The following is a 17,425-nucleotide window of genomic DNA, read 5'->3' as shown; positions in this document are numbered from 1 at the left end:
CCTAATTGTCGGGTTTACCGATAGCGCCGGTCTTCGCCAGCTCATCAATAGCCGCTGAATCATACCCCAGCGATTTCAGGACTTCCTCGGTATGTTCCCCTAAAGCCGGCCCCACCCAGCGCGTCTGGCCAGGGGTCTCGGACAGCTTCGGAACCACGCCCGGAAGCTTGACCGGACGGCCATCGGCGAAGTGATGTTGTTCGATCATGCGGCGCGCCAGGAACTGCGGATCGTTGAACATGTCGGCCACGCTGTAGATCTTGCCGACGGGCACATCCGCCGCCTTCAGCACGCCCAACGCGTCCTCGATGCCACGGCCGCCGCACCATTGCTGGATGGCGCCGTCGATCTTTTCGACCCGGCGGGCGCGGCCATCGTTGCGCACCAGCTCTGGGTCTTCGGCCAGGTCGTCGCGGCCGATGGCGCGCATCAGGCGGTGGAAGATGGCGTCGCCATTGCCGGCGATGACGATGTTCTGGCCATCGCGGGTGGTGTACGTGTTGGAGGGCACGATGCCCGGCAGCGCGCCGCCGGTGCGTTCGCGCACCACGCCGGCCACGTCGTATTCGGGCACCAGGCTTTCCATCATATTGAAGACGGCTTCGTACAGCGCCACGTCAACCATCTGGCCTTGGCCCGCGGTGCATTCGGCGCCCGACTTGCCATTCCAGCGGCCGCCCGTGGCGTCGCGGTGGCGCAGCGCCATCATCGCGCCGATCACGCCGTGCAGCGCGGCAATGGAATCACCAATGGAGATGCCGACCCGCAGCGGCGGCCGGTCGGGGTGGCCCGACACATAACGCAGGCCACCCATCGATTCACCAATGGCGCCAAAGCCCGGCTGGTCTTTCATGGGGCCGGTCTGGCCGTAGCCCGACAGCCGCACCATGATCAGCGCGGGGTTGATGGCGCGCAGCTGCTCATAGCCCAAGCCCCACTTTTCCAGCACACCGGGCCGGTAGTTTTCAACCACGACGTCGGCGTCCAGCGCCAGCTTGCGGGCGATTTCCTGAGCGCGCGGGTCTTTCAGATTGAGGGCGATGGATTGCTTGTTGCGCGCCTGTACCGTCCACCAGAGCGAATTGCCCTCGTGCAGGTGGCGCCAGCTGCGGATGGGATCGCCGCCGCCCGTGCCATCAGGGCCGTGCGGGGTTTCCACTTTGATGACATCGGCGCCGAATTCGCCGAAGATGCGCGCGGCGAACGGGCCGGCGATGAGCGTGCCGAGTTCCAGGACCTTGAGTCCGGTCAGCGCTGACATGGTTTGTCTACCTCACAGTTTGCCGCCCCGGTACGTTGCCGGTGGGCTTTTTGATGTTGCGAGCCCTGCCTTGATTACGTCGTCTTACGCTCCATCAGCGCCCAGGCGATCGTGCCGGCGTCCACATATTCCAGCTCGCTGCCGGCCGGCACGCCACGCGCCAGACGCGTCACGCGCAAGCCGCGTTCGCCCAGCGCTTCACCCAGGAAGTGAGCCGTGGTTTCGCCTTCCGCCGTGAAGTTGGTGGCCAGGATGACTTCCTGAACCACGCCGTCGGTAGCGCGCTTGATGACGCGATCGAAATCCAGCTCGCGCGGGCCGATGCCTTCAAGCGGCGCGACCCGGCCCATCAGCACGTAGTACAGGCCACGGTAGCCGTGGCTGGACTCGATCATGTTCTGATCGGCGGGCGTTTCAACGATGCACAAGAGCGAGGGGTCGCGCTTGGTATTGGCGCAAGTTCCGCAGACTTCGTCTTCCGAAAAGCTGTTGCAGCGGGCGCAGTGCTTCAGATCGCGCACAGCGCCGGCCAACGCCTGCCCCAGCATGTCCGCGCCTTGCGGGTCATGCTGCAGCAGGTGATACGCCATGCGCCTGGCGGATCGAACGCCCACGCCGGGCAGGCGCCGCAGCGCCTCGATCAGCGACACCAGCGGTTCGGGTTCAGGCAGTAAGGGGTCCATTGCGGCCTAGGGCGGCGTCGATCAGAACGGCAGCTTCATGCCCGGGGGCAGCGGCATGCCGGCGGTGACGCCCGCCATCTTTTCTTGCGACGTGGTTTCGGCCTTGCGCAGCGCGTCGTTGAACGCAGCGGCGACCAGGTCTTCCAGCATGTCTTTGTCATCGCCCAGCAGCGACGGGTCGATCACGACGCGCTTGACGTCGTGGCGGCAGGTCATGGTGACCTTGACCAGGCCGCCGCCCGAGGCGCCTTCGACCAGGATTTCGGCCAGCGCGTCTTGCGCCTTCTTCATGTTTTCCTGCATCTGCTGCGCCTGGCGCATCAGGCCGGCCAGTTGTCCTTTCATCATGATGGATGTTCCTTGAACGAGGGGAATAAGAGGGGCCGCCGCCTCAGGCAGCGGCCGGGGGATCAACGTGGCGGATGGAGTCGGGGACGACATGGGCCCCGAAATCGGCCAGCAACGCTTGCACAAAAGGATCAACGGCCACCGCATCTTCGGCGGCCTGCTGGCGCGCAGCGCGTTCGGCTTTCGCCACGGCATGCGCCGTGTCGTCGCCGGTGACGCCAACTCGCACGTCCAGCCGGATGCCCTGACCGAAATGTTCGCACAAGACGGTTTGCAGGCGAACCCGGCTTTCGCTTTCGGCCAGGGTTTTCACAGCCACGCGCAGGATGATCGCGTCACCTTGCACGCCAGCCCATTCGCTTTGCCGCGCGAGTTCAGCGGCCAGGCCGGTGACGGGCAGGGTCGCGGCCAACTCGGGCCAGCCGGCTTGCGTCATGTCCGTGACACGGGCGCGCGAGCCGCGCTTGCGCGTCGGGGCTGCGCCTTCGCGGCGGACGGCGGCCACAGGCGGCGCGACAGAAGGCGCGCTGGCCAGCGTTTCAAAATCATCGTCGTCCGGGTCGGATGTGAAGCCGCTTTCCGGAACGAAACCGCCTTCGGCTTCGAAGGGGATTTCTTCGTCGACCCAGGAAGGCGGGCCGTCGCCGTCGGCGTCTGCCGGCGCTGTCGCCAACACCGCCGCGACAGCAGGCGTGACCGCCAGCGCGGCGGAGCCTGCGGCTTTGGCGGTGGTGACGTCGGGCGTTGCGGGGGATGCGGGCGCGGCTTGGACGGAGCCAGGCGTCGCTGCGGGGGATGCTGATGCAGCGGCGGCCGGCGTATCCGCGGGCAAGTCTTCCCAAGGCGGCACGCTGTCGGCGGTTGCGGTGGGCTGGGCTGCGGTCGCGGCGGGCTGGGCTGCGTTTGCGGCGGGCTGGGCTGCGGTCGCGGCGGGCTGGGCTGCGGTCGCGGCGGGCTCGGGCTGAACGTCGGCGGAGGCCGGCGYAGCGGGAACGGCACCCACCGTGGTTGCGGTGATAGCGGGTTCAGCGGATGAGGCGGCGGGCGCTGCTACGGGTGCAATGACCGAGGTAACAGCCGACCCGACGGCCGACCCGACGGCCGGCTCGGACGCGAGCTCGGCAGCCGGAGCCGCTGCCGAGGCGACGGCGGTGTCTTGAGCGCCTGCCGAAGGTGCGCCTGCCGCAGATACGCCTGCGGCGGGTACGTTCGCAGCAACAGCAGGAGCAACGGCAGGGGCAGCGGCCGGCGCAGCGGCAGCAGTCGCCGCGACGGCCGGAGCTGCCACTGCCACCGCCGGTTCCGCCGTCTGGCGGGCAGGCGTGGCGGGCGCTTCCAGCGCGGTCTGTGGGCCGGCGTCGCCATTGAGCGACAACATGCGCAGGCAGGCCATGATGAAGCCGGCGTACTCGTCAGGCGCCAACGTCAATTCGCTGCGGCTATGCACCGCCACGGAATAGAACAGTTGCACGGCGTCGGGATGCAGGCTCAGCGCCAGGCGCGCAATGTCAGCCGCCAGCGGGTCTTCAGCCGGCGTGACGCCGGTGACACGCTGTTCGATCGCCACGCGCGACAACAGCACGGCCAGATCGGCCAGCGCCCCCGCGTAGGACAACCCGCGCGTGGACAATTCGTCGGCCACGGCCAGCACGCTTTTCGCGTCGCCCGCGGACAAGGCATCCAGCAGGCGCACCAGATGGCGCTGATCAATCGTGCCGAGCATGCCGCGCACGGCGTCCTCGGTCATGTTGCCAGCGCTATAGGCGATGGCCTGATCGGTCAGGGAGAGCGCATCGCGCATGGACCCTTGAGCCGCCTGGCCAATCAAGCGCAGGGCCGGCACTTCAAAAGGGACGGCTTCCTGGCCCAGCACCGCTTGCAGGTGACCAACAATGGAGTCGGCCGGCATCTGCTTCAAATTGAATTGCAGGCAACGCGACAACACCGTCACCGGAATCTTTTGCGGATCGGTGGTGGCCAGGATGAATTTGACGTGAGGGGGCGGCTCTTCCAGCGTCTTCAACATGGCGTTGAAAGCGTGGCCGGTCAGCATGTGAACTTCGTCGATCATGTAGACCTTGAAGCGCCCCGCGCCCGGCGCGTACACCGCCTGTTCGAGCAACTGCGTCATTTCTTCGACGCCGCGGTTCGAGGCCGCATCCAGTTCCAGGTAGTCGACAAAGCGCCCGGCGTCGATTTCCGTACAAGCGCGGCAGACGCCGCAAGGCTTGGACGTGATGCCGATTTCACAGTTGAGCGACTTGGCCAGGATGCGGGAAAGCGTGGTCTTGCCCACGCCCCGGGTGCCGGTGAACAACCAGGCATGGTGCAGGCGTTGGGTGTCGAGCGCGTGAGTCAGCGCGCGCACCACGTGATCCTGTCCCACAAGGGTATCGAACGATCTCGGCCGCCACTTGCGGGCCAGTACCAGATAAGTCATGGCTGGATTGTAGAGCCTGTTTCGCGTGCTGGCTGAAATGCAAAGGGGACGGGCTTATTCCCGCGGAACGAATCCCTGGAAAATAACCCCGTCCCCCTTGAAAGCGAAGGGCCATGAACTGAATTCATGACCCTTTGCTTTGAAGAATCCGGTTGGCGAGCCTTACTCCGGCACTGACCCTAAACGACTATGGCTGCTTCGTTCCCGACCTGACCAGGTTCACCGTCGAACCATGCGAAGGGGCCCGCCAGCCGGAATTCTAGCAGAGCTGCGCGATGCTTGCTTGCCAGCCTTCCGGCAGGCGGGCCCCAAGGGGCGGTATGTTGCCCCCTCCCCGGCCCTCCCCCCGAGGGGGAGGGGGTGATGGCTTTGCTTCGCTTGCCATTTTTGGCTCGCTTCGCTTTGCCTTGCTTTCTCGCCGCTTTGTGCTTCGCTTTGGCTTGCTTTCTCGCCGCTTTGTGCTTCGCTTTGGCTTGCTTTCTCGCCGCTTTGTGCTTTGCTCTGGCTTGCTCTCTCGCCGCTTTGTGCTTTGCTCTGGCTTGCTCTCTCGCCGCTTTGTGCTTCGCTTTGGCTTGCTCTCTCGCCGCTTTGTGCTTCGTGGGGTGGGAGGGGCGGTGAAATCTTCACGCCCATGCGGGCGTTCATCGCGCTTAATCCGTCTTGCGTCAGTGCTTGATATCGACGCCTTACCCTTCGATCGACACGGCCCGCCTTTGCGCTATGGCTGAAGGTCAATCCATGCCTTGGCTCGGGGGAAATAGAGGGCGGCTTTGGCTTTGCGGCCGTCTAGCGATGTCACTTGCGTGCAGTACCGCAGCAACTGGTCTCCATGACGCTGGCGCATTMTTGCCGCGAACGCAGCCGGGGTTTCGCCTGGGTGCGGGCGGCCGGTTTTGTAGTCGACGATCAGCCAGCCGTCTTCGGTGCTCAGCGCCAAGTCGATGACCGATACCTTGCCGGCGGCGTCAATGAGCGGCCATTCGCGGCGGGCGCCGGATTGGGATAGCAGCCACAAGCCGCGATCATCCGCCAAGGTGGCTTGCAGGGTTTCGAGTACGGCTTCGGCGGCGGCGTCGGCTTGGCTGGCGGGGATGCCGGCGCGGGTCAGTTGGCGGCGCATGGCGGGCAGGCGTTCGGCCAGGGCGTCGGCGGGCCAGGTGTGGACGCCGTCTTGGCCGATGCGGGCCAGCCAGGCGTGCGCCAGCGTGCCGATGGCGGCGTCGTAGCCGGCTTCGAGTTGCCAGGCGGGATGCTCGCCGCCGTCGCCCCACGCGCCGCGTTCGGCGGCGCCGAAACCGGGGCTGACGGTGATGGTCGACAGGCGCGCCAGTTGCGCCAAGCCGTCGCTGGCCACGCGCCGCAAGGGTTCACCTTGCCATTCAGGGCCGTCAATGGCGTCGGGTTCGGCCTCGCCTTCCAGCGCGGGCGGCACGGGCGTGATCAGGCACGGCCACAAGCGTCCCAGCAGGCTGGCCGATGGCGGCGTCTTGACCTGACCGCTGGCCTCGTCAACCGACACGTGGCCCACCAGATGCAGGCGTTTGCGCGCACGGGTGGCCGCTACGTACAGCAGGCGGTCAATTTCGTACGACGCCCGGCGCGCTTCGCGGGCGCCCAGATAGCGCGACACCGGGTCGGCTTCGGTTTCCGCGCGCGGCTTGACCGGGCCGAACAGCACGCGGCCGCCGCTTTGCTCGAAACGCACCAGCGGCGCCTGGTCACCCCGGGGCGCGCGATGCAGGCCATACAAGATGACCGTTTCAAATTGCAAGCCCTTGGACTTGTGCATGGTCATGATTTCGACCGCGCCTTCGTCTTCGTCCGCAGCATCCGGAGACGCGAACAGGCGCGAGATGCCCGCGTCCAGCGCGGCCGGGTCGATGCCGCCGTGCGGCGCCAGACGCTCAACCAGTTGGAACAGGCTTTCGGCATCGTTCGCCACCGACAGGCCGGCATACAACGCGGGGCCGCCCAAGCGCCGCCATAGCGACTCCACCCACGCTGCGAAAGGCATCGCGCCCGAGGCGTTGCGCTTGTCCAGCAAAATGGCCGCGACATGGCGCAGGCGTTCGAACTCGTCGGCGCTCAAGAGGGCTTGCGCAGAAGGCGACTCGGCGGCGGCCGGCGCGGCATCATCAAACAAGGAACCTTGCGGCGCAGTGCTGGCGGCGACCGGCGCCGTTGACGACACGATGCGCAACGCGCGTTCGAGCAGCACCGGCACGGGCGTGATGTGGTCATCGCCGAACAGGCGCTGCAAGGACGTCAGCGTCAGCCCGCAATACGGCGCGCGCAAGACCGACAGCCAAGCCATGCGGTCGGCCGGATGCGACAGCGCCCGAACCAGTTGCACCAGGTCCGCCACCACCGGACGCAGCGCCAAGGGCACCAAGTCCACGGCACGGCAGCGGATGCCTTCTTGCGCCAGCCGGCGCGTCAGGTTGCCCAGGTGGCTGCGCGCGCGCACCAGCACCGCAACCGGATGCTTTGCGCCCTTGTGATCGATCAGCGCCTGGCGCACCAGCGCCACGGCGATATCTTCGGCCTGCTCTTCCGCGGGGGCCGCGCCCGCGCGTGACCACGCGGGGTGAAAGCGCACAGCCGGGTCCGGCAGCGCATCGTGAAAGGCGGTGGACGGGCTGTACGTGATCGCTCCCGCCGCAGCGTCGCTGCGCTTGGGCAGCAGGCCCGCGAACGATTGGTTCACCCAGTCCACGATGCCCGCCTGCGAGCGGAAGTTGTCGGTCAGGTTCAGGAAGTCGGGCGTCAACTCGCCCACGCCGATGTCGGCCACTTCCAGGAACAGCCCCACCTCGGCTTTGCGGAAGCGGTAGATGGATTGCATCGGGTCGCCCACCAGGAACAGGCTGCGGCCGTCGCCCGCCTGCCAGCCCGACGTCAGCGTACGCAGCAAGTCCAGCTGCGTCTGGCTGGTGTCCTGGAATTCGTCGATCAGCAGATGGCGGATGGATGCGTCCAGCTTCAGCAGCAGTTCGCCCGGGTCATCGGCGCTGCCCAATGCGGCGGCCGCGCGCTGCGCGATTTCAATGAAGTCGACCTCGCCGGTATCAGCGAAGCGCAGACGCAACTGGGCCACGGCCAGCGCCAAGGTCATGAGCTGCGCGCCCAGCACTTCCCATTGCGCATCGGTGAAATGCGGGTCGGGGATATCGCGCACGGCGTTCAGGCGGCGCACCCAAGGCGCTTGCGCGTCGGCGGCTTCCAGCCACGCCACAAAGGGTTCCTTGTGCGCGCACTTGGCCGGAAAGCCCAGGTTCTTGTTGACCGTCTTGCGCAAGGTGCCCGTGCCGGTCAGCAGCAGATGCGCCACGGCGCGCCACTGGTCCAGCACGTCAGCGTCAGGCGGCAGTTCGTCCGTCCAGTCCAGCAGCGCCAGCAGCTTGTTGTCATCTTCGCCGTCCTGCAATTGCGCTGCGGCAAGACGAGCGGGGCCGCACAGCGCTTCGGCCCAGCCATACGGCATGGCGTCGCAAAGCGCGTCCAGGTCTTCGCCGATGGCTTCAGCCAGCATGGCTTCCATGCCCGCGCGATCAGAACCGTGGCGCAACAGCGGCAGCCATTGGTCGCGCTGGCCGAGCATGTCGGCAATGGCGTCCTTGGCTGCCTGCACGTCTACGTCCAGATGCTGGAGCAGGATGCGCACGGCTTCGTAATCGTCGGCCAGATCCAGCGTGGCGCGCGCGGCGGCTTCATAGTGCGCGCGCGCATCGTCGGTAATCTCGGGCATGCCGCCCAGTTCAGACAGCCAGGGCATGCTGCGCACCAGCCCCGCGCAGAACGAATCGATGGTGCGAATCGCCAAACGCGCCGGGTGGTCCAGCAGGTGCCAGCCCTGCGCCTCGTTGCGCGCCAACGCAGCGCGCGCAAGCTCCCAGCTGCGGCGTTCGTGCATGGCTTCGGGCGGCGTGTCCAGCCCGCGGCGCAGTTTGCTCAGCACGCGCGCATGCATTTCGGACGCGGCCTTGCGGGTGAACGTGATGGCGACGATTTCTTCGGGCCGGTTCACGGTAGCCAGCAGCGCCAGAATGCGGTCGGTCAGCAGCTCGGTCTTGCCGGAGCCGGCCGGCGCTTGCACGAGAAACGAGCGGGTCGGGTCCAGCGCGTCGGTGCGTGCGGCGTGATCCTGTGGCAGGCGTTCAATGTCGGCCATGGCTTAGGCGTCCTCGTCGTCAAGATGCAAACGCAAGAACGGCAATGCATCGCAGTATTTCAAATCGTCGCGGCGGTAGGCCACATTGGCCGCCACCCCCGCCACGTACTCATCGGCCAGGGCCTCGATGGCCACGCGCCAGCGTTGCCGGATGTCTGGCCAGGACAGGCCATCGAAATACTTGCTGTCGCTGGCGAGGGTGACGCCCGGCACGCCCAAGTCTTCGTCGGCCAGGCCTTGCGCAGCGACTTGCCGCGCGTGAATCTGCGCCAGCACCAGGCCGGCCACCTCGCCGCCCGCGGCGTCCGCCAACACCGACGCATAGAACGGCAACTGCACGTTCACCGGACGGCTGCGCGACCAATCAGGTTCGGGCTTGGCGGCGGCCACGCCCGTTTTGTAGTCAACGATGACGTTGCGCCCGTCGGCCAAGCTATCGATACGGTCAAGCCGCAGCTTCAGGTTCAGCGCGCCGCGCTGCCACTGATGATTCTTTTCGACCTGGGCAACGGCGAAGGGCAGGCGCTGCGCCTCCATGTCGAGCCACGACGCCAGCACGGCACGCGCCCGCTGGCATTCCAACGCCTTCAACGCGGGTGCGTAATCTTTGAGTTCTTCGTCCGCGGCTTGCGCCACGGCCTGCTCCAGCAAAGCGGGCAAACGGCCCGTGGCCATGACCTCGTGCAGCGTTTCCTGATCGGGCATCATGCCCCACACCAGCTCCAACGCTTTATGCAGGAACTGGCCGCGCACGTTCACCGTGGCGCTGTCCGCATACGGCGCAAGCTCGCGTCCGCCCAAGCGGTGCCGCACGAATGCCCACAAGGGATTGCGCGCCTGCGTGTCCAGCACGTCCAGGCCGCCGCCCCCACGATTGCCCGGCGCAAGCGGCGGGCCTTGGTTGTCTTCCAAAGATTCTTGCGGCAAGGCGGCAGCAAGCTCGGCTGCGGCCGGCGTGAAGTCTGTTAGCACGGCAGCCGCGATCAACGGTGACGGGCGCAGTTCGCGCTCGCCATCCATATGGGCATGGCTGACGATGATGTCGGGCGCGCAACGGCACAGCGCGGCATACATGCCTTCGGCCCATTCGCGTTCGCGTTCGGGCGTTGCGCGCGGGGCCTTGGCCAGACGCAGCACCGCCAGCGGCAACAGCGGATTCGGCTTGGGGGACGCGGGCAAAACGTCGTCCGTCAGGCCCAGCATCCACACGCCATCCCAAGAACCGCCTTCGGCTTCCAGCAGACCCAGCACGTCCAGCCGCGCCAAGGGGTCGCGTTGCGGCTGGAACGAGGCCGACCGCGCCACGCTTTGCAGCAGGTTCACTGCGGCCACGCCGCCCAACCGGCCGGCCGCAGGCGCCAGCGCCGAAAAGCTGCCCAGCGCGTCGCCCAATGCGCCCATGACTTGGTAGCCCACGCTGTCCAGCACGCCTTCGCCGGGGAAACCCAGCGCCATCAGCGCGGCCTTCATGCGCAACATCCAGACGTCGCAGGTGGCTTGGCGGCCGCCTTGCGTCCAGATTTCCATGGCCTGGTTCCAGGCCTGCGCCAACGCTGGCGTGTCGGCCAGCAACTTCTTCCATGCTTGCGGGCCAACATGCTGCACGGCCTGACGGCGCCAGCGCGCGTCGATAGCCGCCAACCGCGCGCGGTCGCGCACGTCGCTAGCGCAATGGCCAGCCAGTAGCGCCGCACCCAGCACGTCCACGCCGCAGCCTTTGCCATCAGCGCATTCAGCCAGCGCCCGCAGCCACGCCAGCGCGGCGCGCGCCATCGGCCATTCATTCAGCGGGCGGCCCACGGCCACGTTAAAGGCATACGCCGGCGCGCCATCGCGGCCTGCCAACGCCTGACTCAACACGCGCCGCGCGAAGGGTGATTCAGCTTCCAGTTGCGGCGACACGATGGCGTAGCGGCCATGCGGATACGCCTTCAATTGGCTGGCCGCCCACGCCGCCGCGGCGCGCCATTCCGCGCCCTGGTCTGCGGCCTCGAACCGCCGCGCCACGGTTTCCACCCGCTGGGCATCGCGCCATTGCGCAACCGCAGTGCCTTGCGCTTCAAAGGCGTGCAGCAGGCGCTGAAAACGCGGCGACACATCCGTGAAACCAGCCAGCACGAGTTGCGCGGGCGTGGCCAGCCGGCCATCTTCCAGCGCGCGCAACACGCGCGCATAGCCCTGGTTCGCATCTTCGGCATCAATGCTGGCCAGCGTTTCGCGATAGCGCTCGCGCCAGCGGGCAAAGCCGCGGTATTCGTCCGTGTCCGCGCCAGACGGCACGTGCAAATTCCATTCGTCCATCAACAGGTCGGCGTCCATGGACAGCCGCGCCGCCTGGCTGGCGTCCAGCAGCACGCGTTCGGCTTCTTCGGCGCGGATGGCTTGCGTCCACACCAATTGCGTGGCGAAACTGTCCAGCCGGTAGGCGGGAACGTCGTCGTCGGTTTCAAACGCCAGTTCGTTGGCGGACTCCGCCAGCCACGCCGACAGCGGCAGAATGCGCGGCAGTTCGCTGACCTGGCGTTCCTGGCGCAGCAGCCCCGCCAGTTCCAGCGTGAGCCGGCGCGACAGGCGGTTGTTTACCGTCAGCACCAGCGTGTCTGCGGCGGGCATGGCGCCGATGGCGGGCAACGACAAAGAGGGATAGGAAAACGATGCGTCCTGCATGGGCATCCAAAAATCGCGCGCGGGTGGCGGGCGGGGAAAAAAATCGCGCGCGGGGTGGCGGCGGGGAAAACGAAAAACGACGGAGAAAACTCCGTCGTAGGATACCGCGAGCCGAGGCGGGATAAAACGCTGAAAAACCAGCTAGAAGCCGCAGAGCGCCGCCAGGTTTTCCCAATGGATCTGCATCTGGGGCGTGGTGTAACCCCAGAACGCCAAGCCCAGCACGGCGGCCAGCGCCAGCATGCCCACGGCGCGCCAGCCGCGGTGGCGTCGAACGGTGGAAGGGGGCGCTGACATTATTGATCGCTCTCCGTGTGACATTTTTGGCGCATTCGTAGTCGGGTTCACATCAAGACAAGGTCGGGGCAAAGTCAGGACAACGGCAGGGCACGTCAAAGCAACGTCAAGCCGACGCCGGCCGGGGTTCAACCGGCGTCACCGGCTGTTCGCGCACCGGCAGGCACAGCAGCGCAGCGATGACGGCAAGCGCCACGCCCAGCCACCAGACCATGTCGTAATTGCCCGTCTTGGCGTAGGCATAGCCGCCCAGCCAGACGCCGGTGAAGCTGCCCAGCTGATGGCCCAGGAACACAATGCCCGACAGCGTGGCCGCGTAGCGCAGGCCGTAGATCTGCCCGATCAGCCCTTGCGTCAGCGGCACCGTGCCCAGCCAGAACAGCCCCATCCACGCCGCAAACGCGTACAGCACCCAGGCCGACAATGGCATCGCCAGCAATAGCAAAATGCCGAAGGCGCGCATGAAGTAGACCAGCGCCAACAGCCGCTTCTTGCTGTGCTTGCCGCCCAGCTTGCCCGCGTAGAACGACCCCACCACGTTGAACAGCCCGATCAGCGCCACGGCGGTTGCGCCCTGCCCCGGCGTCAGGCCGCCATCGGTGACGTAGGCCGGCAAGTGCAAGGTGATGAAGGCGGTGTGGAAGCCGCAGACGAAGTAGCTCCAGAACAGAAAGTGAAACGACGGATGGCGCACCGCTTGCCGCACGGCCGAAGCCAGCGACTGTTGCGGCCCCGACTGCGCATGCGGACGGCCCCGCAGGAAGTAGGCCAGCGGCGCGGCGCAGGCCACGAACAGTGACAGCACCCACAACGCGCCCGGCCAATCCATGCCAGTGATCAGCGCCTGGCCGGTTGGCACCACGGCGAACTGGCCCAACGATCCGCCCGCGCTGGCGATGCCCATCGCGGTGCTGCGGTAGGCCGGCGGCACCGCGCGCGCCACCACCGGCAAGATCACCGGGAACGTGGTGCCCGCCTGCCCCAGCCCGACCAGCACGCCCGCAGTCAGGTACAGCGTGGTTTCGTCGGTGGCGAAGCGCGTGCCGATCATGCCCAGCATGTACAGCACCGCACCCAGCGCGATCGTGCGGCCCGAGCCGTAGCGGTCGGCCAGAATGCCCATGAAGATACAGGCCACGCCCCAGACCAGGTTCTGCAAGGCGAACGCCATGGAAAAGACGTCGCGGCCCCAGCCATGCGCCAGGCCCATCGGCTGCATGAAAAGACCAAAAGTGGCGCGCACGCCCATGGCAAGCAGCACCACCAGAGTGCCCAGGATGAGGGTGCGCGTGGAAATCGAATCGGTTTGGCTAGACATGAAACCCGTGTCTCGTTGTTGTGTGGGTCTGTGTCCCCTCCTCGGGACAGCTTTCGACATCTTATACAAATCGCCTTGGGCGAACCGGCAATAGCCATGCTGGCGCATCCCACATTTCCGACGGCGTGCGCCCCTGATCCCTAGGGCGTACCCCTACGACTAAGGTCGTGTGTCCGGCGAAGCGATGCGTCTCTATATTGGGCAGAGGCCCGCCGGGCATCACCGAGCGGGCCGCCCCGGACTTGCATGCCGTCCGGCAATAACAACAAGGAGACCCCACATGCCCTCCCCCGACACCACAGCCGCCGCCGTCCTCCGGCATCCCAAATATCAGGAATTACTGCGCCGCCGCAGCCGGACCAGCCTGCTGTTCTTCGCCATCGCCAGCGTCATCTACGCGGGCTTCATCCTGACCCTTGCATTCGACCCGGTCTTCTTCGCACGCCCCATGCCGGGCATGACGATGAGCATCGGCGTGCTGACCGGCACGCTCGTCGTGTGCAGCGCCGTGGTGCTGATCTCGGCCTACGTCCATATCTCCAACACCGTCTTCGACCCCCTGCTGGCCGCCATCATCAAGGACGTGTCATGAAAAACAAAAAACTGGGCGCCGCATTGATCTTCGTGCTGGGCTGTGCGCTGGCAGGCGCCGCGCGCGCCGCCACGAACGCGCAAACCAGCACCTCCGCCATCGTCATGTTCCTGGTGTTCATTGCGGGCACCATGGGCATCACCTACTGGGCGGCCAAGCGCACGCACACCACCTCTGACTTCTACACAGCGGGCGGCGGCTTGTCGGGCTTTCAAAACGGCCTGGCCATTGCGGGCGACTATCTTTCCGCAGCCTCGTTCCTGGGCATCGCGGGCATGGTCTATGTCAGCGGCTTTGACGGCATGATCTACGCCATCGGCTTTCTGTTCGGCTGGCCGGTCGTGATGTTCCTGATTGCCGAACGCCTGCGCAATCTGGGCCGCTACAACTTTGCGGACGTGACGTCGTTCCGGCTGGCGCAGACGCCAATGCGCGTGCTGGCCGCCAGCGCGTCGTTGCTGATCATCGCGCTCTACCTGATCGCGCAGATGGTGGGCGCGGGCAAGCTCATCGTGCTGCTGTTCGGGCTGGACTACAACATCGCCGTGCTGATCGTGGGCTCGCTGATGATGATCTACGTCGCCTTTGGCGGCATGACGGCCACGACCTGGGTGCAGATCATCAAGGCCGTGCTGATGCTGTTTGGCGCCACGCTGATGACGGTGCTGGTGATGGCCGCCTTTGAATACAGCCCCGACGCGCTGTTGGCCGAAGCCGCGCGTGTGCATCCGTCGGGCATGGAACTGTTGGCGCCGGGCGCGGAAGTCAGCAGCAATCCGCTCAATGCCTTGTCGCTGGGCATCGCGCTGGCGTTCGGCACCGCCGGGCTGCCGCACATCCTGATGCGCTTTTTCACCGTGTCCAACGCCAAGGAAGCGCGCAAGTCGGTCATCTACGCCAGTTCCTTCATCGGCTACTTCTATCTGCTCACCTTCATCATCGGCTTTGGCGCCGTGGCATTGCTGGTGCGGCATCCTGAGTATTACGTGACGGGCGCGGACGGCAGCTTCGACATGATGAAAAGCCTGATCGGCGGCACCAACATGGTGGCCGTGCATCTGGCCAACGCCGTGGGCGGCAACCTGTTGCTGGGCTTCCTCGCGGCCGTCACCTTCGCCACCATCGTCGCGGTGGTGGCGGGGCTGGCGCTGGCGGGCGCGGCGGCCATCTCGCATGACCTGTACGCCAACGTCATCGCCCGTGGCCGCGCCACCGAACACCAGCAAATGCGTATATCGCGCTTGTCCACCATCGCGCTGGGCATCCTGGCCATTCTGCTGGGCATCGTGTTCGAAAACCAGAACGTGGCCTTCATGGTGGGACTGGCCTTCGCCATTGCCGCCAGCGCCAACTTCCCCGTGCTGGTGCTGTCGATTTCATGGCGCGGCTGCACCACGCGCGGCGCCACCATCGGCGGCTTTCTTGGCTTGGCCTCGGCCACGATCTGGGTCGTGTTGAGCACGACCGTGTGGGTGGACGTGTTCGGCTTCGCCACCCCCATCACGCCGTTTCCCAACCCGGGAATCCTGTCCATCCCGCTTGCCTTCTTCTCGATCTGGCTGTTCTCCAAGCTGGACCACAGCCCACGCGCTCAGCAGGAAGCCGCGGCATTTGACGCCCTGACCGTCCGCAGCCAGACGGGCATCGGCGCCACCACCGCCGTCGCCCATTAACCCCACACAGGAGCCACCATGGAACCCATCCGCGATTTCTATCCCGTGCCTCAGGGCTTTGCCGGGCCGGACACGGTGACGCAGGATCAATACCGCGCGTGCTATGCCGCGTCGCTCGCCGATCCCGATGCCTTCTGGGCGAATGCCGCACAGCGCGTGCAGTGGTATCGCAACCCCACTCAAATTCGCGACGTCAACCTTGATGCTGACGACTTCCGCATCCGCTGGTATGCCGATGGCGAATTGAATGTCAGCGTGAATTGCCTGGATCGGCATCTGGAAAAACGCGGCGACAAGGCCGCGCTGATCTGGGAGTCTGACGACCCTGACGAGCCCGCCCAACGCATCACGTACCGCGCGCTGCACGCCAAGGTCTGCAAAATGGGCAACGCGCTGCGCCGGCTGGGCATCGGCCGGGGCGACCGCGTCACGATCTACCTGCCCATGATTGTCGAGACCGTTGCCGCGATGCTGGCCTGCGCGCGCATCGGCGCCGTGCACAACGTGGTGTTCGGCGGATTCGCGCCCGCTTCCATTGCCGACCGCGTGCGCAACTGCGGCGCCAAAGCCATCATCACCGCCGACGAAGGCCGCCGCGCGGGCCGCCCGATTCCCTTGAAGGCCAACGTGGACGCCGCGCTCGACATGCCGGGCATGGAAGGCGTGCGCACGGTGCTGGTCGTGAAGCACACGGGCGCATCCGTCCCGATGAAGGCCGAACGCGATTACTGGCTCGACCGACTGATGGACCGCGAGCCGGACGAGTGCATTCCCGAACGCATGAACGCCGAAGACCCGCTCTTCATCCTGTACACATCAGGCAGCACCGGCAAGCCCAAGGGCATGCTGCACACGACGGGCGGCTACCTGGTGTATGCGTCCTATACGCACGCCGCCATTTTCGACATCCGCGACAGCGACGTGTTCTGGTGCACGGCCGACGTGGGCTGGATCACCGGCCACAGCTATCTGGTGTATGGGCCGCTGGCCAACGGCGCCACGTCGTTGATGTTCGAAGGCGTGCCCAGCTACCCGGACGCCTCGCGCTTCTGGCAAGTGATCGACAAACATCAGGTCACCATCTTCTACACCGCCCCCACCGCCATCCGCGCGCTGATGCGCGAAGGCGCCGAGCCCGTACGGCGCACGTCGCGCGAGTCGTTGCGCTTGCTGGGCAGCGTGGGCGAACCCATCAACCCCGAAGCGTGGCGCTGGTATCACGACGTGGTGGGCGAAGGCCGCTGCCCCATCGTCGATACCTGGTGGCAGACGGAAACCGGCGGCATCCTGATTTCACCGTTGCCAGGCGCCAAGGCGTGCAAGCCGGGCGCGGCCAGCATGCCGTTCTTCGGCATCCAGCCCGAGTTGGTCGATGTGAAAACCGGCACGGTGATTCAAGGGCCGGGCGAAGGCAACCTGTTCATCCGCGGTTCGTGGCCCGGGCAGGCGCGGTCGGTGTATGGCGACGAGCAGCGCTACATCCAGGGCTGCTTCAAGGACTATCCCGGCATGTACTTCACCGGCGACAGCTGCCGCCGCGATGAAGACGGCGACTACTGGATCACCGGCCGCGTGGACGATGTGTTGAACGTCAGCGGCCACCGCATCGGCACGGCCGAATTGGAAAGCGGGCTGGTGTCGCATCCGAAGGTAGCGGAAGCGGCAGTCGTGGGGTTCGCGCACGACATCAAGGGCCAGGGCATCTACGTGTATGTCACGTTGAAAACCGGCACGTCGCAGTCTGACAGCTTGCGCCAGGAACTGGTGGCGCACGTGCGCCGCGAGATCGGGCCCATCGCCACGCCCGACCATCTGCAATGGGCGCCCAGCCTGCCCAAGACGCGCTCGGGCAAGATCATGCGGCGCATTCTGCGCAAGATCGCCGAGAACACCATCGACGACTTGGGCGACATCACGACGCTGGCTGATCCGTCCGTCGTGCAAGCGCTGGTGCGCGAACGGCGTGTGGCATGAT

Annotated in this window: 11 protein-coding genes and 1 other RNA gene; 3 read left to right on the top strand and 9 right to left on the bottom strand. The window is 66.1% G+C overall.

What is annotated here, in order from left to right; translation table 11 throughout:
- Window position 1: 1 nt before the first annotated feature.
- The 9 genes from AC1DSJ_RS21610 to AC1DSJ_RS21570 all read right to left on the bottom strand — a co-directional run bounded on the left by AC1DSJ_RS21610 (window position 2) and on the right by AC1DSJ_RS21570 (window position 13,185).
- Window positions 2-1,261, bottom strand: coding sequence for a CaiB/BaiF CoA transferase family protein (locus tag AC1DSJ_RS21610; RefSeq protein WP_441372117.1), 1,260 nt, complete (start codon window positions 1,259-1,261; stop codon window positions 2-4).
- Window positions 1,262-1,335: 74 nt separating this feature from the next.
- Window positions 1,336-1,944 (bottom strand): recombination mediator RecR, encoded by a 609-nt coding sequence (gene recR / locus AC1DSJ_RS21605; RefSeq protein WP_054427963.1) that lies wholly within the window; start codon window positions 1,942-1,944, stop codon window positions 1,336-1,338.
- A gap of 21 nt (window positions 1,945-1,965) precedes the next feature.
- Window positions 1,966-2,292 (bottom strand): YbaB/EbfC family nucleoid-associated protein, encoded by a 327-nt coding sequence (locus AC1DSJ_RS21600; protein ID WP_006221090.1) that lies wholly within the window; start codon window positions 2,290-2,292, stop codon window positions 1,966-1,968.
- Window positions 2,293-2,335: 43 nt separating this feature from the next.
- Window positions 2,336-4,732: a DNA polymerase III subunit gamma/tau gene (locus AC1DSJ_RS21595; RefSeq protein ID WP_476760390.1), complete on the bottom strand. Its 2,397-nt coding sequence runs from the start codon at window positions 4,730-4,732 to the stop codon at window positions 2,336-2,338.
- Between the two features lie 151 nt (window positions 4,733-4,883).
- Window positions 4,884-4,981, bottom strand: an RNA gene (gene ffs / locus AC1DSJ_RS21590) — signal recognition particle sRNA small type.
- Between the two features lie 469 nt (window positions 4,982-5,450).
- Window positions 5,451-8,903: a UvrD-helicase domain-containing protein gene (locus AC1DSJ_RS21585; protein ID WP_476760389.1), complete on the bottom strand. Its 3,453-nt coding sequence runs from the start codon at window positions 8,901-8,903 to the stop codon at window positions 5,451-5,453.
- A 3-nt stretch (window positions 8,904-8,906) separates the two neighbouring features.
- Window positions 8,907-11,570, bottom strand: coding sequence for a PD-(D/E)XK nuclease family protein (locus AC1DSJ_RS21580; protein ID WP_441372114.1), 2,664 nt, complete (start codon window positions 11,568-11,570; stop codon window positions 8,907-8,909).
- Window positions 11,571-11,711: 141 nt separating this feature from the next.
- Window positions 11,712-11,867, bottom strand: a complete 156-nt coding sequence (locus tag AC1DSJ_RS21575; protein WP_175171464.1) for a hypothetical protein — start codon at window positions 11,865-11,867, stop codon at window positions 11,712-11,714.
- A gap of 106 nt (window positions 11,868-11,973) precedes the next feature.
- On the bottom strand, window positions 11,974-13,185 hold the full coding sequence (locus tag AC1DSJ_RS21570; RefSeq protein WP_054422469.1) for an MFS transporter: 1,212 nt from the start codon (window positions 13,183-13,185) through the stop codon (window positions 11,974-11,976).
- A gap of 280 nt (window positions 13,186-13,465) precedes the next feature.
- Between AC1DSJ_RS21570 and AC1DSJ_RS21565 the strand changes: the two genes are divergently transcribed.
- Genes AC1DSJ_RS21565 through acs form a run of 3 tightly spaced genes read left to right on the top strand, consistent with a single transcriptional unit; the run spans window position 13,466 to window position 17,424 of the window.
- Window positions 13,466-13,777, top strand: a complete 312-nt coding sequence (locus tag AC1DSJ_RS21565) for a DUF485 domain-containing protein (RefSeq protein WP_427948068.1) — start codon at window positions 13,466-13,468, stop codon at window positions 13,775-13,777.
- A complete protein-coding gene (gene actP / locus AC1DSJ_RS21560; protein ID WP_054422471.1) occupies window positions 13,774-15,450 on the top strand; it encodes a cation/acetate symporter ActP in 1,677 nt (558 codons plus the stop codon). The genes AC1DSJ_RS21565 and actP overlap by 4 nt, the downstream gene beginning before the upstream one ends.
- 18 nt (window positions 15,451-15,468) lie before the next feature.
- Window positions 15,469-17,424, top strand: a complete 1,956-nt coding sequence (gene acs / locus AC1DSJ_RS21555) for an acetate--CoA ligase (protein ID WP_441372113.1) — start codon at window positions 15,469-15,471, stop codon at window positions 17,422-17,424.
- The last annotated feature ends 1 nt before the right edge of the window (window position 17,425 follow it).

The organism is Achromobacter sp. 01N37 (assembly GCF_056399725.1).
Note: the sequence above shows the minus strand (reverse complement) of the source record. Positions and strands in the feature narration are given on the sequence as shown.